The 20,091-nt window shown below is 64.8% G+C and carries 17 protein-coding genes; 11 read left to right on the forward strand and 6 right to left on the reverse strand.

Annotation, left to right across the window (positions count from 1 at the left end; all coding sequences use genetic code 11):
• Positions 1-12: 12 nt before the first annotated feature.
• The 3 genes from P5W98_RS30735 to fabV all read left to right on the forward strand — a co-directional run bounded on the left by P5W98_RS30735 (position 13) and on the right by fabV (position 3,903).
• Positions 13-1,026 carry an NAD-dependent epimerase/dehydratase family protein gene (locus P5W98_RS30735; protein WP_421028220.1) on the forward strand — a complete coding sequence of 338 codons (1,014 nt, stop codon included), beginning with the start codon at positions 13-15 and terminating at the stop codon, positions 1,024-1,026.
• Entirely contained in the window at positions 1,023-1,331 is a 309-nt protein-coding gene (locus P5W98_RS30740; protein WP_421028221.1) for a DUF2345 domain-containing protein, read from the forward strand. Before P5W98_RS30735 ends, P5W98_RS30740 begins: the two co-directional genes overlap by 4 nt.
• Before the next feature lie 1,375 nt (positions 1,332-2,706).
• A complete protein-coding gene (gene fabV / locus P5W98_RS30745; protein ID WP_421028222.1) occupies positions 2,707-3,903 on the forward strand; it encodes an enoyl-ACP reductase FabV in 1,197 nt (398 codons plus the stop codon).
• A 28-nt stretch (positions 3,904-3,931) separates the two neighbouring features.
• On the opposite strand, the gene P5W98_RS30750 is transcribed toward fabV, so the two are convergent.
• Positions 3,932-4,684, reverse strand: coding sequence for a class I SAM-dependent methyltransferase (locus tag P5W98_RS30750; RefSeq protein WP_421028223.1), 753 nt, complete (start codon positions 4,682-4,684; stop codon positions 3,932-3,934).
• Between the two features lie 43 nt (positions 4,685-4,727).
• On the reverse strand, positions 4,728-6,470 hold the full coding sequence (locus P5W98_RS30755) for an IlvD/Edd family dehydratase (RefSeq protein WP_421028224.1): 1,743 nt from the start codon (positions 6,468-6,470) through the stop codon (positions 4,728-4,730).
• A gap of 282 nt (positions 6,471-6,752) precedes the next feature.
• Here P5W98_RS30755 and P5W98_RS30760 point away from each other — a divergent pair, with 282 nt between their 5' ends.
• From P5W98_RS30760 to P5W98_RS30795, 8 genes are all read left to right on the forward strand, one after another.
• A complete protein-coding gene (locus P5W98_RS30760) occupies positions 6,753-7,703 on the forward strand; it encodes an ABC transporter substrate-binding protein (protein WP_421028760.1) in 951 nt (316 codons plus the stop codon).
• A gap of 21 nt (positions 7,704-7,724) precedes the next feature.
• Complete coding sequence (locus tag P5W98_RS30765; protein WP_421028225.1) at positions 7,725-9,269, forward strand: sugar ABC transporter ATP-binding protein; 1,545 nt, start codon at positions 7,725-7,727, stop codon at positions 9,267-9,269.
• Positions 9,266-10,324 (forward strand): ABC transporter permease, encoded by a 1,059-nt coding sequence (locus tag P5W98_RS30770; RefSeq protein ID WP_421028226.1) that lies wholly within the window; start codon positions 9,266-9,268, stop codon positions 10,322-10,324. Before P5W98_RS30765 ends, P5W98_RS30770 begins: the two co-directional genes overlap by 4 nt.
• A gap of 80 nt (positions 10,325-10,404) precedes the next feature.
• Complete coding sequence (gene yjfF, locus P5W98_RS30775) at positions 10,405-11,490, forward strand: galactofuranose ABC transporter, permease protein YjfF (protein WP_421028761.1); 1,086 nt, start codon at positions 10,405-10,407, stop codon at positions 11,488-11,490.
• Between the two features lie 152 nt (positions 11,491-11,642).
• A complete protein-coding gene (locus P5W98_RS30780) occupies positions 11,643-12,767 on the forward strand; it encodes a sugar ABC transporter substrate-binding protein (protein WP_421028227.1) in 1,125 nt (374 codons plus the stop codon).
• On the forward strand, positions 12,767-13,777 hold the full coding sequence (locus P5W98_RS30785) for an ABC transporter permease (RefSeq protein ID WP_421028228.1): 1,011 nt from the start codon (positions 12,767-12,769) through the stop codon (positions 13,775-13,777). The genes P5W98_RS30780 and P5W98_RS30785 overlap by 1 nt, the downstream gene beginning before the upstream one ends.
• Entirely contained in the window at positions 13,777-14,589 is an 813-nt protein-coding gene (locus P5W98_RS30790) for an ATP-binding cassette domain-containing protein (protein ID WP_421028229.1), read from the forward strand. The genes P5W98_RS30785 and P5W98_RS30790 overlap by 1 nt, the downstream gene beginning before the upstream one ends.
• Before the next feature lie 106 nt (positions 14,590-14,695).
• On the forward strand, positions 14,696-15,421 hold the full coding sequence (locus P5W98_RS30795; RefSeq protein ID WP_421028230.1) for a FadR/GntR family transcriptional regulator: 726 nt from the start codon (positions 14,696-14,698) through the stop codon (positions 15,419-15,421).
• Between the two features lie 53 nt (positions 15,422-15,474).
• On the opposite strand, the gene araH is transcribed toward P5W98_RS30795, so the two are convergent.
• The 4 genes from araH to P5W98_RS30815 are packed head-to-tail and all read right to left on the reverse strand — an operon-like array spanning position 15,475 to position 20,073.
• Positions 15,475-16,485 (reverse strand): L-arabinose ABC transporter permease AraH, encoded by a 1,011-nt coding sequence (araH, locus tag P5W98_RS30800; RefSeq protein ID WP_421028231.1) that lies wholly within the window; start codon positions 16,483-16,485, stop codon positions 15,475-15,477.
• Positions 16,486-16,508: 23 nt separating this feature from the next.
• On the reverse strand, positions 16,509-18,047 hold the full coding sequence (gene araG / locus P5W98_RS30805; RefSeq protein ID WP_421028232.1) for an L-arabinose ABC transporter ATP-binding protein AraG: 1,539 nt from the start codon (positions 18,045-18,047) through the stop codon (positions 16,509-16,511).
• A gap of 48 nt (positions 18,048-18,095) precedes the next feature.
• Positions 18,096-19,100: an arabinose ABC transporter substrate-binding protein gene (locus tag P5W98_RS30810; protein ID WP_421028233.1), complete on the reverse strand. Its 1,005-nt coding sequence runs from the start codon at positions 19,098-19,100 to the stop codon at positions 18,096-18,098.
• 43 nt (positions 19,101-19,143) lie between these two features.
• Positions 19,144-20,073: a Gfo/Idh/MocA family protein gene (locus P5W98_RS30815; protein WP_421028762.1), complete on the reverse strand. Its 930-nt coding sequence runs from the start codon at positions 20,071-20,073 to the stop codon at positions 19,144-19,146.
• Positions 20,074-20,091 lie beyond the last annotated feature (18 nt).

The raw sequence follows: 20,091 nt of genomic DNA on the forward strand, positions 1-20,091 counted from the left end.
CGGCGCACGGACATGGCAACGCACTCTCTCGAAACAGGCCGCACGGCGCTCGTGCTGGGCGTAACCGGCGGCATCGGCGGCGAAGTCGCGCGGCAACTGATCGGCGCGGGCTGGCGCGTGCGCGCGCTGCAACGCGGAACCCGCGCGGCCACGACCACGCGCGTCGGCCATGGCATCGAACTGGTGCAAGGCGACGCCATGGACCGCGAAGCCGTGATGTGCGCCGCGCAGGACTGCGAGGTGATCGTGCACGCGGTCAATCCGCCGGGCTACAAGCGTTGGGCCGAACTCGTGCTGCCGATGATCGACAACACGATCGTCGCCGCCCAGGCCGTGGGCGCGACCGTGGTGCTGCCTGGTACCGTCTACAACTTCGGGGCGGAGGCGCTGCCGCTCGTGGGCGAAGACGCGCCGCAGCGGCCGCGCACCCGCAAGGGCGCGATTCGCGTCGCGCTGGAGCAGCGCCTGAAAACGGCTGCGGCGCATGGCGTGCGCTCGATCATCGTGCGCGCCGGCGACTTCTTCGGCCCGCGCGTGGGCAATAGCTGGCTTGCGCAGGGTTTCGTGAAGATGGGGCAGCCCGTGCGCACGGTCCGCGAGCCCGGCGCGCCAGGCGTCGGCCACGCGTGGGCCTATGTGCCCGATGCGGCCCGCACGATAGTCGAATTGATCGAGATGCGCGCAAGACTCGCGCCGTTCGCACGCTTTCACATGGCCGGGCATTGGGACGCCGACGGCACACAAATGGCCGCCGCCATCTGCCGCGTCGCGCAACGCCATGGCTTGCACGCGCAGCGCAAGCCGTTCCCGTGGCCGCTGATTTATGCCGCGGCGCCGTTTGCCACCACGCCTCGCGAGATGCTGGAGATGCGGTATCTGTGGCGTGAAGCGCTTGAACTCGATAACACGAGGCTGGTGGCGACGCTGGGTAGCGAGCCGCATACGCCGCTCGACGTGGCCGTCGAGGCGACGTTGGCCGGGCTCGGTTGTCTCGGCAATGGATCGAGTCGCAGCCCGACACGATGACGCAATCTTCCCAGAAGGACATGACCATTACGAGCACGCAGGGCATCGTGGAGATAACGGGAAAGAACGGCGTGGATATCCGCTGCGGCGGAACGTTGCTACGCATGCGCCCGGAAGGGCTTACCGTTTATACCGATGGTAAATTCCTCGTTCACGCAGCAGATCATGCAACCGACGATCCGCAGGCGCGACCGGTTGATTTCCCCGTTACGCCCGACAACCCCGGCAAGTACGCGGCGCATCATGTGCTGGTTGAGGACGGCGGCGGCTTCGCGGTCGCGAATCAGCCGTATCGGCTCACGTGATCGGGATTGCCGGTGCTACGGTCTACCGGCCGTCTACGATCTGGCGGCGAAAACAAAATTTCCCAACGATGATCGTGTTCGTATCGGCATGCATGCCATGTTGATGTTTCACTACTACTGGCAGATTACCGCGATGCAAAGCTATGGTTACTATAGCTACCTCCGATCTAATTTCGCGAAAGTACAACAGGCTGTCTGTGATATTCGACATGTTACGCCGGAAATAGCACAGCAAATGGCAATGCACAAACCCGGCTACTACAGTCACCTACACGAGGAAGATGCTTATGCGACACAGGAACCCGTGGATTCGTACTGGAGCAATCCTGATGCTCTGTTCTTGCGTGAGCCTGGCACATGCACAGACAAATACACTGAAACACTCAGAAACATCGGAGTCGAGGGAAATGGCTAACAGCCTCGTGAATCGTCAGAACGAAGTGATTTTTACGATGATGGAGAAAGCCATGTCGATACTTCGCGATAACAAGCCATTTGACACGGCTGATCCTGAATTTTGAGTAATTCAGTCCACAAAAAATTTTCCTGACTCAACAGATATTCAATACACATTTAAGGATTCAAACCTCCCTGGTGTCATCATCACCTTTTCTACGATAACCAGTCCCCTCGATATTTCTGACGACAGAACCAAAATTTCCTTAGTTCCTAGCGCATTCGAACTGCGGTTCGTCTCCTCGTCATCGGCAGTTGATATTGAACCATCGTTAATAAAAGAGCGACTCCACCTGGCGGACTACTGGGTTGCGGGCGATGGGACGAAGATCGAACGTAACGATATGGGCGCGGGAATACCGCCATCACCGCTCCTGCACACCTATCGTTACAGGGCAAACGAGCGTTGGACTAGCCGGTTTCCTGTCGATGTCGATCTACTCTGCGGGGACCCGGTACCAGATGAACCCGATAGCCACCGTATCATTCTGCACATTAAGCTGAGGCGCGCCTATCCCTACCTGACACCCGAAATGCGCAAGCACAAGCGCGAGGAAAAAAACAGCGCATCCGCGAAAGCGGCTACACGGGAGTGATTGACGAATGACCGACTGATTCGCACACGTGGTCACCGATCACAGGTCAAGGTGACCATGCTCCGGCGAACGCGCACAAGTTCGCCGGAGCGTCCAATCGATCAACAATGGAGGTGATACCTGCATGGTGTTTGCCAAAGGCATCAACCTGGGCAGTCTCCGTTCTTTTCGGACATGCCTCTTCTTACGCTTGCCGCTTCCCGGGAAGACGGAAACTTCGATATCGCTTGCAGTAGTATGCCCCCCAACCATGGCCCAGACTTTTTGCTCGCGCTAAAATGCCGCCCGTTCTTGCATGCATCTGCGAAATACGGAGAAGTCTGATGATCATCGAACCGCGTGTTCGCGGCTTCATTTGCGTGACAGCCCATCCCATGGGATGTGAAGCCAACGTCGCGCAGCAAATCGAATACGTCGACGCCCACGGCCCCATTGCCCATGGTCCGAAGCGCGTGCTCGTGCTGGGCGCGTCCACGGGCTACGGCCTCGCCGCGCGCATTTCGGCGGCATTCGGCTCGGGCGCGGCCACGCTCGGCGTCGCCTTCGAGCGCGCCGGCACCGATACCCGCCCCGCCACCGCCGGCTGGTACAACACCGCCGCGTTCGAGAAGTTCGCCACGCACAAAGGGCTCTACGCGAAGACCATCAACGGCGACGCGTTCTCTCACGCCGTAAAGCGCGAGACCATCGACACCATCAAGCGCGATCTCGGCCAGATCGACCTCGTGGTGTACAGCCTTGCCGCGCCGCGCCGCACGCATCCGGTGACGGGTGCCGTGCACACCTCCACGCTCAAGCCGGTGGGCAAGACGCTGCGCATGCGCGGCATCGACACCGACAAGGAGAGCATCAAGGAAACCGTGCTCGAAGCAGCCGCGCAAAGCGAGATCGACGCCACGGTGGCCGTGATGGGCGGCGAGGACTGGCAGATGTGGATCGATGCGCTGCTCGAAGCGGGCGTGCTGGCCGATGGCGCGAAGACCACGGCGTTCACCTATCTTGGCGCGGAGATCACCCACGACATCTACTGGAACGGCTCCATTGGCGCGGCCAAGAAGGACCTCGACCAGAAGGTGCTGGGCATCCGCGCGAAGCTCGCGGCACGCGGCGGCGATGCGCGTGTTGCCGTGCTCAAGGCGGTGGTCACGCAGGCCAGTTCCGCCATTCCCATCATGCCGCTCTATCTCGCGCTGCTCTTCAAGGCGATGAAGGAAAACGGCACGCACGAGGGTTGCATCGAGCAAGTCTATGGACTCCTGCGCGATTCGCTCTACAGCGCCACGCCGGTGCTCGACGACGAAGGCCGCCTGCGCGCCGACTACAAGGAGCTCGACCCCGCGATCCAGGCGCGCGTGAAAGCTGCGTGGGACCAGGTCACCGACGAAAACCTTTACGCCACCACCGATTTCGCGGGCTACAAGGCGGAATTCCTGCGTCTGTTCGGCTTCGGCATCGAAGGCGTCGACTATGGCGCCGACATCGATCCAAACGTAGCGATTCCCGGCATCGTCGAGATGTAAGCGTCGGGTTTCGCGGCGCCGAGCGGCGCTAGCGCTGCGCGCCGATCAGCACCATCATCGGCCGCTCGCGCTCTTCGGCCAGCGCGGGCATGGCGTCCACCTGCGCCTGCGTCGGCCCCCATTCGATCAGGCGGCTCAAGGTGAATCCGCAATCGATGAGCGTATTCACGAGCGTGCCTAGCGTGCGATGCTGCTTGACGACGCCCTCGGCAAGCCAGTTCGTCGCGCGCGGGCCTTCCATCTGATAGCTGTCGAGCAGCCAGCTCTTGTTGTTGTCATCGTCGAGACAAAAGCCCGGCGCGCGCGGCGCCATGTAAATCGGATGCTCGATGGAGAACACCAGCCGGCCGCCCGGCACGAGTGCGCGGTGAATCGTGCGCAGCAACCCGGCAAGATGCTCCACGTAATGAAACGCGAGCGAACTATAGACCAGATCGAAGCTGGCCTCGGCCACTTCGAGCGTTTCCAGATCGGCGCGACGCCATGCGATAGACGCGGGTTGCGGTGACGATTGCGCCGGTGCCTGCGTCATCGCTCGCGCACGCTCCAGCATGCGCACCGAGACGTCCACGCCCTCCACCGCAGCCGCCCCCTGCTGCGCCGCCCAACGGCAAAACCAGCCATAGCCGCAGCCGAGATCGAGCACCCGCAAGCCACCCAGGTCCGGCAGCAATGCGCGCAGCGCGGGCCATTCGGGCGCGCCGTCCAGCCCCTGCACCGAACGGTTCAGGCGGCTGTAGCCTTCGAAGAAGGCGGGGTCGTCGTAGATGTTCTGGGTCATGCGCGCGAGTGTCTCACGAGGCGCACGCAATGTCCCGCCGCCTTCAATGCGAATGTCGCGGCACCTCCGCGCCCCGGCAGCCCACGAGGAAATCGAAATCGCATCCCTCGTCGGCCTGCAGCACGTGCTCGACGTAAAGCTTGCGATACCCGCTGCCGTCCGCCGGCTCGGGTTTTTGCGCCGCCGCCCACGCAGCGAGCCGCGCGCGGATCTCTTCATCGCTGATATCCACGCGCAGCGTGCCCTTTTCGCAGTCGAGCTCGATCCAGTCGCCGTTGCGCACGATCGCAAGCGGGCCGCCCGCGCGCGCCTCGGGCGCCACGTGCAGCACCACCGTGCCATAGGCCGTGCCGCTCATGCGCGCGTCGGACACGCGCACCATGTCGGTCACGCCCTGCGCGAGCAGCTTGGGCGGCAAGCCCATGTTGCCCACCTCCGCCATGCCGGGGTAGCCGCGCGGCCCGCAGTTCTTCATCACGAGCACCGAGTCGGGCGTGACGTCGAGCGCGGGATCGGCAATGCGCGCCTTGTAGTCGTCGAAATTCTCGAACACCACGGCGGGCCCGCGATGCTTGAGCAGCGCCTGCGTGGCCGCCGAGGGCTTGAGCACCGCGCCGTTCGGCGCGAGATTGCCGCGCAGCACGCACAAGCCGCCGTCCTGCACGAGCGGGTTGGCGAGCGGGCGGATCACCTCGTCGTTGTAGCTCGGCGCGTCGCGCACGTTTTCCCATAGCGTATGGCCGTTAGCGGTGAGCGCGTCGGGATGCGGCAGCAGCTTCGCTTCGCCGAGCCGCCGCAGCACCGCCGGCAGACCGCCCGCGTAATAGAACTCCTCCATCAGGAAGCGGCCCGAGGGCTGCAGATCGACGATCGTGGGCGTGTGGCGGCCGATGCGTGTCCAGTCGTCGAGATCGAGCTTCACGCCGATGCGCCCCGCGATCGCCTTCAGGTGAATCGCCGCGTTGGTCGAGCCGCCAATCGCGGCATTCACGCGGATGGCGTTCTCGAACGCCGCGCGCGTGAGCAGCTTCGAAAGGCGCAGGTCTTCGAGCGCCATCTCGACAATTCGGATTCCAGACAGATGCGCGAGCACGTAGCGGCGTGCATCCACGGCGGGAATGGCGGCGTTGTGCGGCAGGCTCACGCCCAGCGCCTCGGCCATGCAAGCCATCGTCGAGGCCGTGCCCATGGTGTTGCAGGTGCCCGCCGAGCGCGACATGCCCGCTTCCGCCGACATGAACTCGTGCATCGAAATCTTGCCCGCCTTCACCTGCTCGCTCAATTGCCATACCACCGTGCCCGAGCCGATATCGCGCCCTTCGTGCTTGCCGTTGAGCATCGGCCCGCCGGTCACGACGATCGCCGGCACATCGCAGCTTGCCGCGCCCATCAGCAGCGCGGGCGTGGTCTTGTCGCAGCCGCACAGCAGCACGACCGCGTCCACGGGGTTGCCGCGGACGGCTTCTTCCACGTCCATCGACGCGAGATTGCGCGTAAACATTGCGGTGGGCCGCAGGTTCGACTCGCCGTTGGAAAACACCGGGAATTCCACGGGAAAGCCGCCCGCTTCGTACACCCCGCGCTTCACGTGCTCGGCGAGCTTGCGAAAGTGCGCGTTGCAAGGCGTGAGTTCCGACCACGTGTTGCAGATGCCGATGACCGGCTTGCCCGCGAACTCGTGCTCGGGGATGCCCTGATTCTTCATCCAGCTCCGGTACATGAAGCCGTTCTTGTCGGTGGTGCCGAACCACGCGGCCGAGCGGAGCCGGATTTTGCGAGCGTTCATGGCTTTACCCACTTAGTGAGAAAAACCCATAAATAGCATGACTATATAGCCAGGGAAGATCGGGAAAACGCGGATTTAAACCGCCATATCCGTTGAATATAGTTTGTCTATTGACGCTTGCAAGGCAGATGGCCGGTGTTGAGTCACGCCGACTCGACACCGGCCCGGGATGGCGCGATTGACTCGTGACACTGTCTGGCCGTGAGGGACGCGAGTGCAGGTAGCGCCGAATTCAAGAAATAGAAAGCTACGTTGGAGACACGCATGAAACTGGCTACTCGCATGGCAAGCGGCCTCATTGCCGCCGCCGCGGCTTTTTCGTTCGCGGCGGGCGTCGCGCACGCCGAGGACAAGCAGATCACGCTGGGCTTCGCGCAAGTGGGCGCCGAGAGCGCCTGGCGCACTGCCAATACCGTATCGGTCAAGGCCGCCGCCAAGGAAGCCGGCATCAATCTCAAGTTCTCGGACGCCCAGCAAAAGCAGGAAAACCAGATCAAGGCGATCCGCTCCTATATCGCGCAGAAGGTGGACGTGATCGCCTTCTCGCCGGTGGTGGAATCGGGCTGGGAGCCGGTGCTCCAGGAAGCGAAGCGCGCGAAGATTCCCGTGATTCTCACCGACCGCAATATCGACGTGAAAGACCAGTCGCTCTACGTGACGATGATCGGCTCGGATTTCATGGAAGAAGGCCGCCGCGCGGGCAAGTGGCTCGAGGAGCACTACAAGAACAATCCCGGCCCCGTCAATATCGTCGAATTGCAGGGCACGGTGGGCTCCGCGCCCGCGAACGATCGTCACGCGGGTCTCATCGAGGTGATCAAGAACGATCCGAAGTTCAAGATCATTGCGTCGCAAAGCGGCGACTTCACGCTCGCGGGCGGCAAGCAGGTGATGGAAGCCTTCGCGAAGACCTATGGCAACAAGATCAACGTGGTCTACGCGCATAACGACGACATGGCGCTCGGCGCGATCCAGGCCATGGAGGAAGCGGGCATGAAGCCAGGCAAGGACGTGAGCGTGGTGTCGTTCGACGCGACCAAGGGCGGCTTCCAGGCGATGATCGCCGGCAAGATGAACGTGGACGTGGAATGCAGCCCGCTGCTCGGGCCGCAACTCATGACTGCCGTGAAGGACGTGGTGGCGGGCAAGCAACTGCCCAAGCGCATCGTCACGAACGAAACGGTGTTCCCCGAGAGCGTGGCGGCGCAGGTGCTGCCGTCGCGCAAGTACTAATTGCGGTAAGCACAGGCACGCATGAACCTCACGCCGCTGCTGGAAACCGTCGGCCTGACGCGCACGTTCCCCGGCGTGCGCGCGCTCGACGGCGTCGACTTCCGCCTCTTTCCCGGCGAGATCCATACGCTGATGGGCCAGAACGGCGCGGGCAAGTCCACGCTCATCAATGTGCTCACGGGCGTGCACGAGCCCGAGGCCGGCGAGATCCGACTCGCCGGCCAGCCCGTGCGCTTCGCTACGCCGCAGGAAGCCGAAGCCGCGGGCATTCAGACGCTTTATCAGGAAGTCAATCTCTGCCCCAATCTCTCGGTGGCGGAGAATATTTTCGCGGGCCGCCAGCCGCGCAAGCGCGGCCTGATCGACTGGAAGACGATCCACCGGCGCGCCGCCGACGCGCTCGCCGCGCTCAATTTATCGCTCGACGTCACGCAGTCGCTCGACACCTACCCCATCGCCATGCAGCAGATGGTGGCGATCGCGCGCGCCGTTTCGGTCGATGCGCGCATTCTCATTCTGGACGAGCCCACTTCGAGTCTCGACGAAGGCGAAGTCGCGCGCCTGTTCGATGTGCTGCGCAAGCTGAAGGCGTCAGGCATCGCCATTTTGTTCGTCACGCACTTTCTCGAGCAAACCTTTGCGATTTCCGATCGCATCACCGTGATGCGCAATGGCGAGCGCGAGGGCGAATATCTCGCCGCCGAATTGCCGGTGCAGACGCTGGTGGCCAAGATGGTGGGCCTCAACCGCGCTACCCACGCCGACGATCGGCTCGCGCACGGCGCACAGCAAGCACACGCGCCCGAAAACTCCGCACAAGCCGACGCGCAAACCGGCGCGCCCTACCTCGCCGCGCAGGGCATCGCGCGCCGCGGCGTGCTCAACGCGCTCGATCTCGAGGTGCGGCCCGGCCAGATTCTCGGCCTTGCCGGCCTGCTGGGCTCGGGGCGCACGGAAACGGCGCGTCTCTTGTTCGGCGCCGACCGGGCCGACGCGGGCGCCGTGCGCATCAACGGCGAGACCGTGAAGCTCGCCTCGCCGCGCGACGCGGTCCGCCACGGCATGGCGTATTGCCCCGAAGACCGCAAGAAGGAAGGCATCGTTGCGGAGCTTTCGATCCGCGAGAACATCGTGCTCGCGCTGCAGGCGCGGCGCGGCTGGTGGCGCATGATTGGACGCGCGCGCCAGCGCGAGCTCGCCAATGGGTATATCGCGCAGCTCGGCATCAAGGCGCGCGACGCGGAGCAGCCCATCGGCCTGCTTTCGGGCGGCAATCAGCAGAAGGTGCTGCTCGCGCGCTGGCTCGCGACCGAGCCGCGTCTCCTGATCCTCGACGAACCCACGCGCGGCATCGACGTGGCCGCCAAGTTCGAAATCATGGACCGCGTGCGTGCCCTCTGCGCGAAGGGGCTCGGCATTCTTTTCATCTCCTCGGAAATCAGCGAAGTGGTGCGCGTGAGCGACCGCATCGCGGTGCTGCGCGACCGGCGCAAGGTGGCCGAGCTTGCGGGCGCGGCACGCTCGGAGCACGAGGTCTACGGCCTCATTGCCGGAGATCGCACATGAATGCGCGCCAAACTTCGGGGCCCGGTTCGGGCCTGCCCGCGTGGCTTGCGCTGACGCTCAAGCATCCGCTCGTATGGCCCGCGCTCACGCTCGTCGCGCTGTTCGCCGTGGATGTCGCGCATCGCGCCAGCTTTCTCTCCATCACGCTGCTGGGCGGCCATCTGTTCGGCGCACCCGTCGACATCCTCATGCGCGCCGCGCCGCTCGTCGTGGTCTCGCTCGGCATGACGCTCGTGATCGCCACGCGCGGCATCGACATTTCGGTGGGCGCCGTGGTGGCGATCGCCGGCGCGGCGGCCGCCACCGTGCTCGCCGACGACCCCTCGCGCGTCGGCGCCGCGTTCGGCGCGGCGCTTGCCGTGGGCCTGCTCGCGGGCATGTGGAATGGGTTGCTGGTGGCCCTCGTCGGCATGCAGCCGATCATCGCCACGCTGATCCTCATGGTGGCCGGGCGTGGCGTGGCGCAACTGCTCACCGGCGGCCAGATCATCCCCATCGGCGCGCAAGGTTATCTGTACGCGGGCGGCGGCTATTTTGCGCTCGTGCCCTGCGCAGTGTGGATCGCGATTGCCGTGACGGTGCTCACCGCGCTCATCGTGAATCGCACCGCGCTCGGGCTCTTCATCCGCTCGATTGGCGTGAATCCCGTGGCTGCGCGGCTCGCGGGTCTGTCGTCGCAGGCCGTGGTGTTCGGCACCTATGCGTTCTGCGGCGTGATGGCCGCCATCGCCGGCATTCTCATCAGCTCGAACGTGCGCAGCGCCGACGGCAACAACGCGGGCCTGCTGCTCGAACTCGATGCGATTCTCGCCGTGACGCTCGGCGGCACCTCGCTCTCGGGCGGGCGCTTCAGCCTCGCCGGCACGGTGCTGGGGGCGCTCATCATCCAGACGCTCACCTACACCACCTATTCGATCGGCGTGCCGCCCGAGGCCACGCTCGTGGTCAAGGCCGTGGTCGTGCTGTGCGTGTGCGTGATCCAGTCGCCCGCCGCGCGCGCTTTCGCCGCCCAGCAGCTCAGGCGCATCGGGCACGCGCGGCGCGCGCGGGCCTGAGAATAAAGACTTCGGGGAATCCGAGCATGAACCGCCCATCGCAAGCTCATGACAACGCTGCTTCGAGCCCGCTCGCCGCATTGCGCCGCAGCATCTCGCGCTTTGTCGATCCGCGCGTGCTGCCCATCTTCGTGACGGTGCTGCTGTTCCTGGCGTTGTTCGGCTTCGGATCGGCGATGTACACCGGCTTCTTCTCGCTGCAGGTTTTGTTCGGACTCCTCGTCGACAATGCATTCCTGCTGATCGTAGCCATCGGCATGACGTTCGTGATCATCTCGGGCGGCATCGATCTTTCGGTGGGCGCCGTGGTCGCGCTCACCACGATCCTGTGCGCCGTAGGCACCGAGAAGCTGCACTGGCCGGTGGCCGTGGTCGTGCCGCTCGTGCTGCTGTTCGGCGCGCTGTATGGCGCGGCCATGGGCGCGCTGATTCACTTCTTCCGGCTTCAGCCTTTCATCATCACGCTCGCCGGCATGTTCCTCGCGCGCGGCACCTGCTTTCTCATCACCACCGAATCCATCCAGATCAACGACCGCGGCTTTCACGCGCTCTCCGAATTCAGCATTCCCGTGGGCAGCGGCTCGCTCACCACGGGCTCGCTCACCGCGCTCGCCATGCTCGCGGCGGGCATCGTCATCGCGCATTTCACGCGCTTCGGCCGCAACGTCTACGCCGTTGGCGGCAATGAGCGCTCAGCGCTGCTCATGGGCCTGCCCGTCGCGCGCACAAAGATCGCCGTCTATGCGCTTTCGGGCTTTTGCTCCGCGCTCGGCGGCGTGGTGTTCACGCTCTATGTGCTCTCGGGCTATGGCCTCCAGGCGCAGGGCATGGAACTCGACGCCATCGCCGCGACCGTGATCGGCGGCACGCTGCTCACGGGCGGCGTGGGCTATGTGATCGGTTCGGTATTCGGGGTGGGCATCCTCGGCACGATCCAGACGCTCATCACCTTCGACGGCACGCTCAGCTCGTGGTGGACGCGCATTGTGATCGGCGCGCTGCTCTGCGCGTTCTGCCTGCTGCAGCGCGCCACCGAGCGCCATGCCGCGCGCCGCAAATCCACGGGCGGCGGCAAGGGCTTCGCGCGCGCAGCGCGCGCCCGCACGCCGGCTGCCGCGCCGCTCGAACAGACGAAGCTGGTTGCCGCGCCGCCGCGTGAGGCGTGAGGCGTGAGGCGTGAAGCATGAGGCGTGAAGCGCCGCCAGCGGTTTTATTCGCATCATTGCAAGCGCCCGGTTACCGGAGCTGTCCCGCATCTGCACGCGATCGACTCAACGTCGACCACATCGACCCACCAAGAAGAGAGCCGGAGGACGACATGGCACAGCAGCACGATGACGACCAGGAACACGAACAGGAACGTGACGGCAACGGTTTCAGCGCCGCGCGGCGAGGGCTGATGCAGGGCGCGGGGCTGGGCGCCGCGCTCTCGTTCATGAGCGCGCTCGGCGGCGGTGCGGGCGGGCTGATTTCGCAGGCGCAAGCAGCGGAAACCGCCTTTCCCTCGCACAAGAAGTGGAAGATCGTCTTCGTCAATCATGTGACCACGAACCCGTTTTTCGTGCCCACGCAATACGGCATTCAGGATGCCTGCGCATTGCTCGGCATGGACTATCAGTGGACCGGCTCGGCCACCTCCGACGCGGGCGAAATGTTGCGTGCGGTGAATTCGGCGATCGCGGCGAAGGCCGACGCCATTGCCGTGCCCATCGTCGACCCGAGCGCCTTCGACAAGCCCGTCCAGGCCGCGCTCGACGCCGGCATTCCAGTGTTCGCCTACAACGCCGATGCCCCGCGCGGCAAGCACAATCCGCGCCTTGCCTATATCGGCCAGGACCTGTATCTCTCGGGCTACCAGATGGGCGAGCGCATCGTGAGCCTGATCGACAGCGGCATGGTCGCGCTCTTCATTGCAACGCCGGGGCAGCTCAATATCCAGCCGCGTCTCGATGGCGCAAGCGACGCCATCAAGAAGTCCGGCAAGAAGATCGACATTCAAACCGTGGCCACGGGCGCGACCGTCAACGAGGAGCTTTCGAAGATCAAGTCGTTCTATCTGGGCCATCAGGACCTGAAGGGCATGTTCGCCGTGGATGCGGGAAGCACCCAGGGCGTGGCGCAGGTGATGAAGGAGTCGAACCTGCCCGCGAAGGGCGTACACGGCGGCGGCTTCGATCTGCTGCCCAGCACGGTCCAGCTCATCCACGAGGGCTTCCTCGACTTCACCATCGACCAGCAGCCCTATGTGCAGGGGTTCTACACTGTGATGGAGGCGTTCGTGTTCCTCGCTTCGGGCGGGCTGGTTGGGCCGGCCGACATCAACACGGGCCTGAAGTTCGTGACGAAGTCGACGGTCGAGCCGTATTTGAATACCTCGACGCGCTATGAAGGCAAGACCACCAAGCCGCAAATCGTCCCGATGAACGGCGCAATCAAGTCGTGATGGATACAGTGAACGAATCCGGCAACATCGAGGCAGTCCGCGCGCCGCGGCGCGCGGGCGTTTCATTCGCATCGCGATGGGCGCCCGAGTTGCGCATTCTGCTCGTGGCCGTGCTGCTGGCTGCGTATTTCGAGTTCGCGAACCACGATTTCCTGCTCACCAACGCCAGTCTCGTCAATCTCTCGCAATTCATCGCGCCGGTGGCGATCATCGCGTTCGGCGAGATCATGCTGATGATCGGCGGCGATATCGATCTATCGGCGGGCATGGTGTTCGCGTTCGCACCGTTCATGATGGTGTTCGCCAGCGATGCGGGGGCGCCCATGTGGCTGGCCGTGATCGCGGGGCTCGCGGCGGCCGCGCTGATCGGCTTCGCGAACGGCGCGGTGACGGTGTGGCTGCGGCTGCCCTCGTTCGTCACCACGCTCGGCACGCTCTTTCTCATCAACGGCGTCACGCTCACGGTCTCGCGCGGCACGCCCGCCGCCACGCCGGGCTCGCCCGCGTTCTCCGCTTTCATGGGCGCGTGGGGCTACAGCGAAATCCTCTGGACGTTGGGCATCGCGTTCGTGATGCACGTGCTGCTGCGGCACACGCGCTGGGGCCTGCATACGCAGGCGGCGGGCGCGAACCCGCTGGGCGCGAGCGAGGCGGGCATCCACGTGAACCGGCTGCGGCTGGGCAATTTCATTCTGGCCGCGGTGCTCGCGGGCTTCACCGGCATGCTCGAAGCGTTTCGCATCACCTCCATCGATCCGCAGGCGGGCGGCAACCAGATCATGTTCCTCGCCGTGGCCGCCGCCGTGATCGGCGGCACGCCGCTCACGGGCGGCTCGGGCACCATCGTGGGCGGGCTCATCGGCGCGGCGGTGCTCGGCATTCTCAACGACGGCTTCACGCTCATCGGCATCAACGCGTTCACGTTCAATATCATCCTGGGCGCCGCGATTCTGGCCGCCATGGTTTTCAACATCCACATAGGACGTATTCGCCGCAAGGGGGCACGCTGATGGACGAATCGCAAGCCGCCTCCTCCGGCGCGAACACCGCGCCGCTCGCGCTGCGCGGCGAGCGCCTCGTGAAGCGCTTTGGCGCGGTCACGGCGCTCGACGGCGTCTCGTTCATGCTCGGCAAGGGCGAGATCCTCGGCATTCTCGGCGACAACGGCGCGGGCAAGTCCACGCTGGTGAAAATACTCACGGGCTTTCATCAGCAAACAGATGGCACGCTGCATATCGACGGCCAGCAGACGCTGCTGCGCTCGGTCGATCACGCGCGCGCGCTCGGCATCGAATGCGTGTATCAGGACCTCGCGCTCGCGAATTCGCTGAGCATTTACCACAACATGTTCCTGAACCGCGAGATCGTGCGGCGCGGGCCGCTCGGGCCATTGCGCCTGCTCGACCACAAGCAGATGCGCGAGCGCGCGGCGCAATGCCTCGACGACATCGGCGTGCACGTGCCCTCCGTGGATGTTCCTGTCGAACGGCTTTCAGGCGGCCAGCGCCAGGCGATTGCGGTGGCGCGCGCCGTGCATTCGAACGCGAAGATCCTGTTGCTCGACGAGCCGCTCGCAGCAATGGGCGCGCGCGAGGCCGGGCTCATCATCGACCTCGTCATGCGGTTGAAGGAAAAAGGCGGCCTATCCATTATCATGATCATGCACAATTACGCGCAGACGCTCGATATCGCGGATCGCATCATGCTGATGCAGCGGGGCCGCGTGACCTACGAACAGCAAAGTGCGCTCACGTCGGTGACGGAGCTCATGGAGATCGTGCGGAGGGAATATCGGGCCATGCGCGCCGGCTCCGCACACTGAGCCACACCGAGCCACACTCAGCGACTGAGCGCACCGGACGTTTACAACAGGGAGTGTCCGAACGGGCCGCCGGACCGAACATTCGGGACGTCCCGGCAGGACAGACATGGATTACCGCAACCTAGACAAACGCAAGAGCATGCATGGGCGCATCGTGCAGGAGCTCGGCATGCAGATCGTGAGCGGCAAGCTCGCACCCGGCCAGCGCCTGCCCGCCGAGCCCACCTTGTGCGAGACCTATGGCGTGAGCCGTCCCGTGCTGCGCGAGGCCACGCGTGTGCTGGTGGCCAAGGGTCTCGTGGTGTCCAAGCCGCGCGTGGGCAGCGTGGTGCGCAAGCGCGAAGAGTGGCACATGCTCGACCCCGACGTGCTGTACTGGACCGTCAACAGCATTCCCGAAGGCGAGTTCTTCCGTTCGCTGATGGTGGTGCGGCAGATCATCGAGCCCGCGGCCGCCGCGCTCGCCGCCATTTCCGCCAGCGACCAGGACCTCGCACGCATTACCGCTGCCTATGCGCGCATGGAGCAGGCCAAAACGGCGGCCGATCTGCTCGAGCCCGATCTGGAGTTTCATCGCGCGATCATGGCGGCCACGCACAACGACATGCTCGCGTATATCGGCAACATGCTGTCGCTCGCGCTCACCGAGTCGATCAAGCTCACGAGCCGCCATCCGAATACGCATGCACTTTCGCTGCCCCGCCACAAGGCCATACTCACGGCAATCGAGAACCGCGACGCGCTGGCCGCAAGGCAAGCGAGCGTGGTGCAGCTCGACAACGCGCGCGCCGATGCCAATACCATTCTGGGCGGCGCGGCGCTGGAAACCTGAGCGCCGCATCGCAGACCCGGCCGCACAGCAGGCACCGCCCACGCGCCGCGCGCTCACACCGCCCGCCTGCTGCGGCGGAACTGGTCGAACAGCACGGCCAGCAGCAGGATGCCGCCGCGAATCAGGTACTGATAAAACGTGGGCACGTTCATGAGGCTCATGGCGTCCTGCACGGCGCCCATGATGAGCACGCCCACCAGCACGCCGGAAATCGTCGCCACGCCGCCCGTGAGCGAGACGCCGCCCAGCACGCACGCCGAAATCACGCCCAGTTCCAGCCCCACCGAAGTCTTCGGGTCGCCGAGGCTCATGCGCGAAGCCAGCATCACGCCCGCGAAACCCGTAACGAGCCCCTGCAGCACGAACACCGTGATCTTGATGCGCGTGACCGGCAGGCCCGCGAGCCGCGCCGCTTCGCCATTGCCGCCCACTGCAAGCACGTTCTTGCCGAACACGGTTTTCTTCAGCAGAAAGCCGAACACCGCGAAGCCGATGATGTTGCTCCAGATCGGGTACGAAATGCCGAGGAACGCGCCACCGCCCAGATCGAAGAAGCGCTCTTCGGAGATCATCACGGCGTCGCCGTTCGAGGTGAGGAAAGCAAGGCCGCGCACGGCTTCCATCATCGCTAGCGTGGCGATCAGCGAATTGATCTTGAAGCGCGCAATCAGCACGCCGTTCACGAGGCCCACGGCGCCGCCCGCGAGCACGCCCGCCGCGATGCCCAGCACCACGCTATGCGATTGCGTGATGACCGTGGAGGCCACCACGCCCGAGAACGCCACGATCGACGCCACGGAAAGATCGACCTCGCCCAATGCGAGCACGAACATCATGGTGACGGCGATCGAGCCGATCAGCGTCACGGAAAGCAGCAGACCCTGAATATTGCGGCTCGTGAGGAAGTCGGGCACCGTGGCGGAAAGCACCGCGAACAGCACCACGAACACCACCGCGATGCCCGACTTGTTGATCATGTCCCACGCGCGCGCACGCGAAGGCGTGATGGGCGCGGCGGCTTCGTTGACGGTTGGCGTGCCCTGTGGCTGCATGGCTTGACTCATCTCTGGTTTCTCTTCGGGGGTGTTTAGCGCGGCAGCGCCATCTTGATCAGTTCGTCGGGTGTGGCTTCGGCCTTCGGCACGCTGCCCACGATGCGCCCTTCGCGCATCACCACGATGCGGTCGGCCACGCCGATCACCTCGGCCAGGTCGCTCGACACCATGATGACCGCGCGCCCTGCTTCGGCGAGCTCGTAGAGCAGGTTGTAGATCTCGGCGCGCGCGCCCACGTCGATGCCGCGCGTGGGTTCGTCCATGAGGAACACTTCGATGCGCTCCGCAAGCCAGCGCGACAGAATCACCTTCTGCTGGTTGCCGCCCGAGAGCGTGCCGATAGCAGTTTCGCCGTTGCGCGTCTTGATCGCGAGTTTCTGGATGTAATCCTGCGCGAGCGCGCGCTCGCGTTTCGCGTCGAGCAGAAAGCGCGCGGGGCTGAAATGACGCCGCGCGCTGATGTTGAGGTTGTCCGCCACCGAGGCAATCGCAACGATGCCTTCCTGCTTGCGATCCTCGGGACACAGTGCGATGCCCGCGCGCACCGCGTCGCGCGGGCTAGCGAAGTTCACGCGCTCGCCGTCGAGTTCGACGTGGCCCGTGCTCGCGCGCGTGGCGCCGTAGAGCAGCTTCATGAGTTCGGAGCGGCCCGCGCCCACGAGCCCGAAGAAGCCGACGATCTCGCCGCGCCGCGCCGTGAACGACACCGGCTCGGCCAGCCCCGGTCCCATCAGCGCCTTCGCTTCGAGCAGCACCTCGCCCGCCGCTCGCGCGCGATAGCCGTAGACGTCCGCGATCGAGCGGCCCACCATCGCGGCAATCAGCCGGTTGCGGTCGAGATCGGCCACCGACTCGAAGGTCTCGATGCGCTTGCCGTCCCGGAACACCGTCACGCGGTCGCACAGCTCATAGACTTCGTCCATGCGGTGCGTGACGTAGATGATCGCGCGGCCGTCCGCGCGCAGCGCGTTGATGATGCGAAAGAGGTTCTCGGTTTCGCGCGCCGAGAGCGAGCTCGTGGGCTCGTCGAAGGCGATCACGCGTGCGTCGCGCATGAGCGCCTTGCCGATTTCGATCATCTGGCGCTGGCCGATGGAAAGGTTCTTCACCGGCGTGCGCGGGTCGATGCGTTCGCCGAGGCGCTGCAATTCCGCCATCGCGCGCTGCACGAGCGTGCGCTCGTCGAGCACGCCGAGGCGGTTGGGCAATTGCCCGAGCATCAGGTTGTCGGCCACGGTGAGCTCGGGCACGAGATGCAGTTCCTGATAGATGATGGCGACGCCCGCGTCGAGCGCTGCGCGCGTGGTCGCGAAGCGCTGCTCCACGCCATTCAGCCTCAGCGTGCCTTCCTGCGGCTGGTTCACGCCCGAGAGCACCTTGAGCAGCGTGGACTTGCCCGCGCCGTTCTCGCCCATCAAGCCGTGCACTTCGCCCGCGCGCACGGCCAGCGAAACGCGGTCGAGCGCGCGCACGCCCGGAAAGCTCACGGTGATGCCGTCGAGTTCCAGATACGCGCGCGGCTCCTGTTGCGCCTGCTGCCCCTGCTGCCCCTGTTGAACCGCTCGAATCATGGTTTCAGTCATTGCATGCCTGCCCTTGCTCTTGCCCTTGCGCGTGCCTTAAATGCCCAGATCGGTGCGCACGGCCTGCCAGTTATCGCGCGTCATCAGCTTGCCGGTGGTCTGCGTATCGGCGGGCGGCTGCTTGCCGTTGCGGATCCAGTCGACGAGGTTCTGCGCGCTGTCCTTGCCGTGGTTCGTCGAGCTCACGGCGATGGTCCCGTAGAAGCCCGTAGGCTGCTTTTTCTGGAACTCGGCGAACGCTTCGCCCGCGCCGTTGATACCCACGCCGATCACGTCCGCGGACGGCAGATGCAGCTGCTCGGTCGCGCGCACGGCTCCCAGCACGCTTTCCTCGTTGAGCGCAAACACCACCCACTTCTTGATGTTCGGATGCTGCGCGAGCACCGGCGAAGCCGCGTTGAAGCCGCCTTCGTCGTCAGTGGTTTTCTGCGGCGCGTCGAAGATGTTTTCCTTCTTGAAGCCGTTGGCGAGCAGCGTCTGCGTCGCGCCATCGGTGCGCAGCTTCGCGGTGGGCAATTCATAGTCTGTGATGCGCAGCGCGCCTACTTCCTCAGGCTTCCAGCCGCGCCGCTTCATCTCGTCCGAGATCGCCTGGCCCACCTGGTTGCCGATCTTGAACGCCGACATGCCCAGGTGCGGCACGTTCGCGAGCGGCTTGCCCGACGAATCGACCAACTGGTCGTCCACGGTCACGAACTTCATGTTGTAGCGCTTCGCGCGCGCCTGGATGGCCGGTCCGAGACGCACGTCGGGCGCACAGATCACGAAACCTTGCGCGCCCTGCGCGCCCAGGTTGTCGATGGCGGCCAGCACTTTCTCGCCGTCGGGCGTGCCGATATTGACGACCGAGAATTGCTCTTTCTGGCCGAGCGCCGTCGCAGCCTTCTGCTCGTTGATGAACCATGCCTGCTCGGGCATCTTCACGAGAAAGCCGATCTTGGTGGGCGCGTCGGCGTGCGCGGCCACGTTCATGCCGAGCGGCGCGATGCACATGGCCGCGAATACGGCGCGCAGGGTGAAGCGGCGAATCTTGCTGGTCATGCTGTTGTCTCCTCTGGTGTGTCTCTGGTTTCTCTGTTGCAACTCAATGCCCGAACGCTTCGACTTCGATATGCCGGCCGAGCAGAAACGCGTCGGCCACGAGCCGCAGCGGACGCACATCCACGTCTTGCGCGCCGTGCGCAATGAGCCAGTGAAAGCGCTCGTAAAGCGCTGCGTACTCGCGCTGCGCATCCAGTTCGACCGGCTCGCCGGCGATGACGAGGCGCTTGCCGCCTTCGGCGATGGAGAGCAGGCCGTCGGTGGTTTCCACGTCGATTTCCCATTGCTCGACGGGACCATGCCGCCAGTCGAATTCGGCGCGCACCGGCACGCCATCGGTATCGATGCAATCGAGTTCCGCGGCGATGGGCGTTGCGCAATCGCTGGGCACATGGAGCGTCGCGCCGCGCAGCAGCACCTCGCGCGGCAGAATGCGCGTAACGATGGAAAGCGCGTTGATGCCCGGATCGAACACGCCGAGGCCGCCCGGTTCCCAGATCCATTGCTGGCCCGGATGCCAGCGCCGCACGTCCTCTTTCCAGCGCACGCGCACCGCGCGAATCGTTCGGTTCAAGATCCACGCGCGCGCCGGCTCGACGGCGCTCGCGCAGCGCGAATGCCACGTGGCGAACAGCGTGCGGTTATGCTGGCGCGCCAGTTCGCGCAGCGCCTCCACTTCACTCACGCTCGCGCCGGGCGGCTTTTCGAGCATCACGTGCTTGCCCGCCTCGAGCGCCGCGCGCGCCTGCGCATAACGCACCTGCGGAGGCGTGCAGAGCGAGACCGCGTCGAGCCCGAATTCGGCGGCCAGCAGCGCGTCGATATCGGAGTAGTTGCGCACGTTCTCGATCTGCGCATTGCGGCTCGCGCCCGCCACGAGCTCGAAGCCGGGGTTGCCCGCGATGGCAGGCAAATGCTGGTCGCGCGCGATCTTGCCCACGCCTGCGATGGCCAACGTATATGACGCGTTCATAAAGACCTTCTTGTCGAA

The sequence above is a fragment of the Paraburkholderia sp. A1BS-2L genome (genome assembly GCF_051125205.1).
Lineage (GTDB): Bacteria > Pseudomonadota > Gammaproteobacteria > Burkholderiales > Burkholderiaceae > Paraburkholderia.

What these genes read in the sequence shown, in the direction of transcription:
- P5W98_RS30795 (WP_421028230.1), top strand. Translation starts at nt 14,696, where the DNA reads ATGGATTACCGCAACCTAGACAAACGCAAGAGCATGCATGGGCGCATC.
- P5W98_RS30750 (WP_421028223.1), bottom strand. Translation starts at nt 4,684, where the DNA reads ATGACCCAGAACATCTACGACGACCCCGCCTTCTTCGAAGGCTACAGC.
- fabV (WP_421028222.1), top strand. Translation starts at nt 2,707, where the DNA reads ATGATCATCGAACCGCGTGTTCGCGGCTTCATTTGCGTGACAGCCCAT.
- P5W98_RS30815 (WP_421028762.1), bottom strand. Translation starts at nt 20,073, where the DNA reads ATGAACGCGTCATATACGTTGGCCATCGCAGGCGTGGGCAAGATCGCG.
- P5W98_RS30770 (WP_421028226.1), top strand. Translation starts at nt 9,266, where the DNA reads ATGAATGCGCGCCAAACTTCGGGGCCCGGTTCGGGCCTGCCCGCGTGG.
- P5W98_RS30780 (WP_421028227.1), top strand. Translation starts at nt 11,643, where the DNA reads ATGGCACAGCAGCACGATGACGACCAGGAACACGAACAGGAACGTGAC.
- P5W98_RS30790 (WP_421028229.1), top strand. Translation starts at nt 13,777, where the DNA reads ATGGACGAATCGCAAGCCGCCTCCTCCGGCGCGAACACCGCGCCGCTC.
- P5W98_RS30785 (WP_421028228.1), top strand. Translation starts at nt 12,767, where the DNA reads ATGGATACAGTGAACGAATCCGGCAACATCGAGGCAGTCCGCGCGCCG.
- P5W98_RS30755 (WP_421028224.1), bottom strand. Translation starts at nt 6,470, where the DNA reads ATGAACGCTCGCAAAATCCGGCTCCGCTCGGCCGCGTGGTTCGGCACC.
- P5W98_RS30740 (WP_421028221.1), top strand. Translation starts at nt 1,023, where the DNA reads ATGACGCAATCTTCCCAGAAGGACATGACCATTACGAGCACGCAGGGC.
- P5W98_RS30810 (WP_421028233.1), bottom strand. Translation starts at nt 19,100, where the DNA reads ATGACCAGCAAGATTCGCCGCTTCACCCTGCGCGCCGTATTCGCGGCC.
- araG (WP_421028232.1), bottom strand. Translation starts at nt 18,047, where the DNA reads ATGATTCGAGCGGTTCAACAGGGGCAGCAGGGGCAGCAGGCGCAACAG.
- P5W98_RS30760 (WP_421028760.1), top strand. Translation starts at nt 6,753, where the DNA reads ATGGCAAGCGGCCTCATTGCCGCCGCCGCGGCTTTTTCGTTCGCGGCG.
- P5W98_RS30765 (WP_421028225.1), top strand. Translation starts at nt 7,725, where the DNA reads ATGAACCTCACGCCGCTGCTGGAAACCGTCGGCCTGACGCGCACGTTC.
- P5W98_RS30735 (WP_421028220.1), top strand. Translation starts at nt 13, where the DNA reads ATGGCAACGCACTCTCTCGAAACAGGCCGCACGGCGCTCGTGCTGGGC.
- araH (WP_421028231.1), bottom strand. Translation starts at nt 16,485, where the DNA reads ATGAGTCAAGCCATGCAGCCACAGGGCACGCCAACCGTCAACGAAGCC.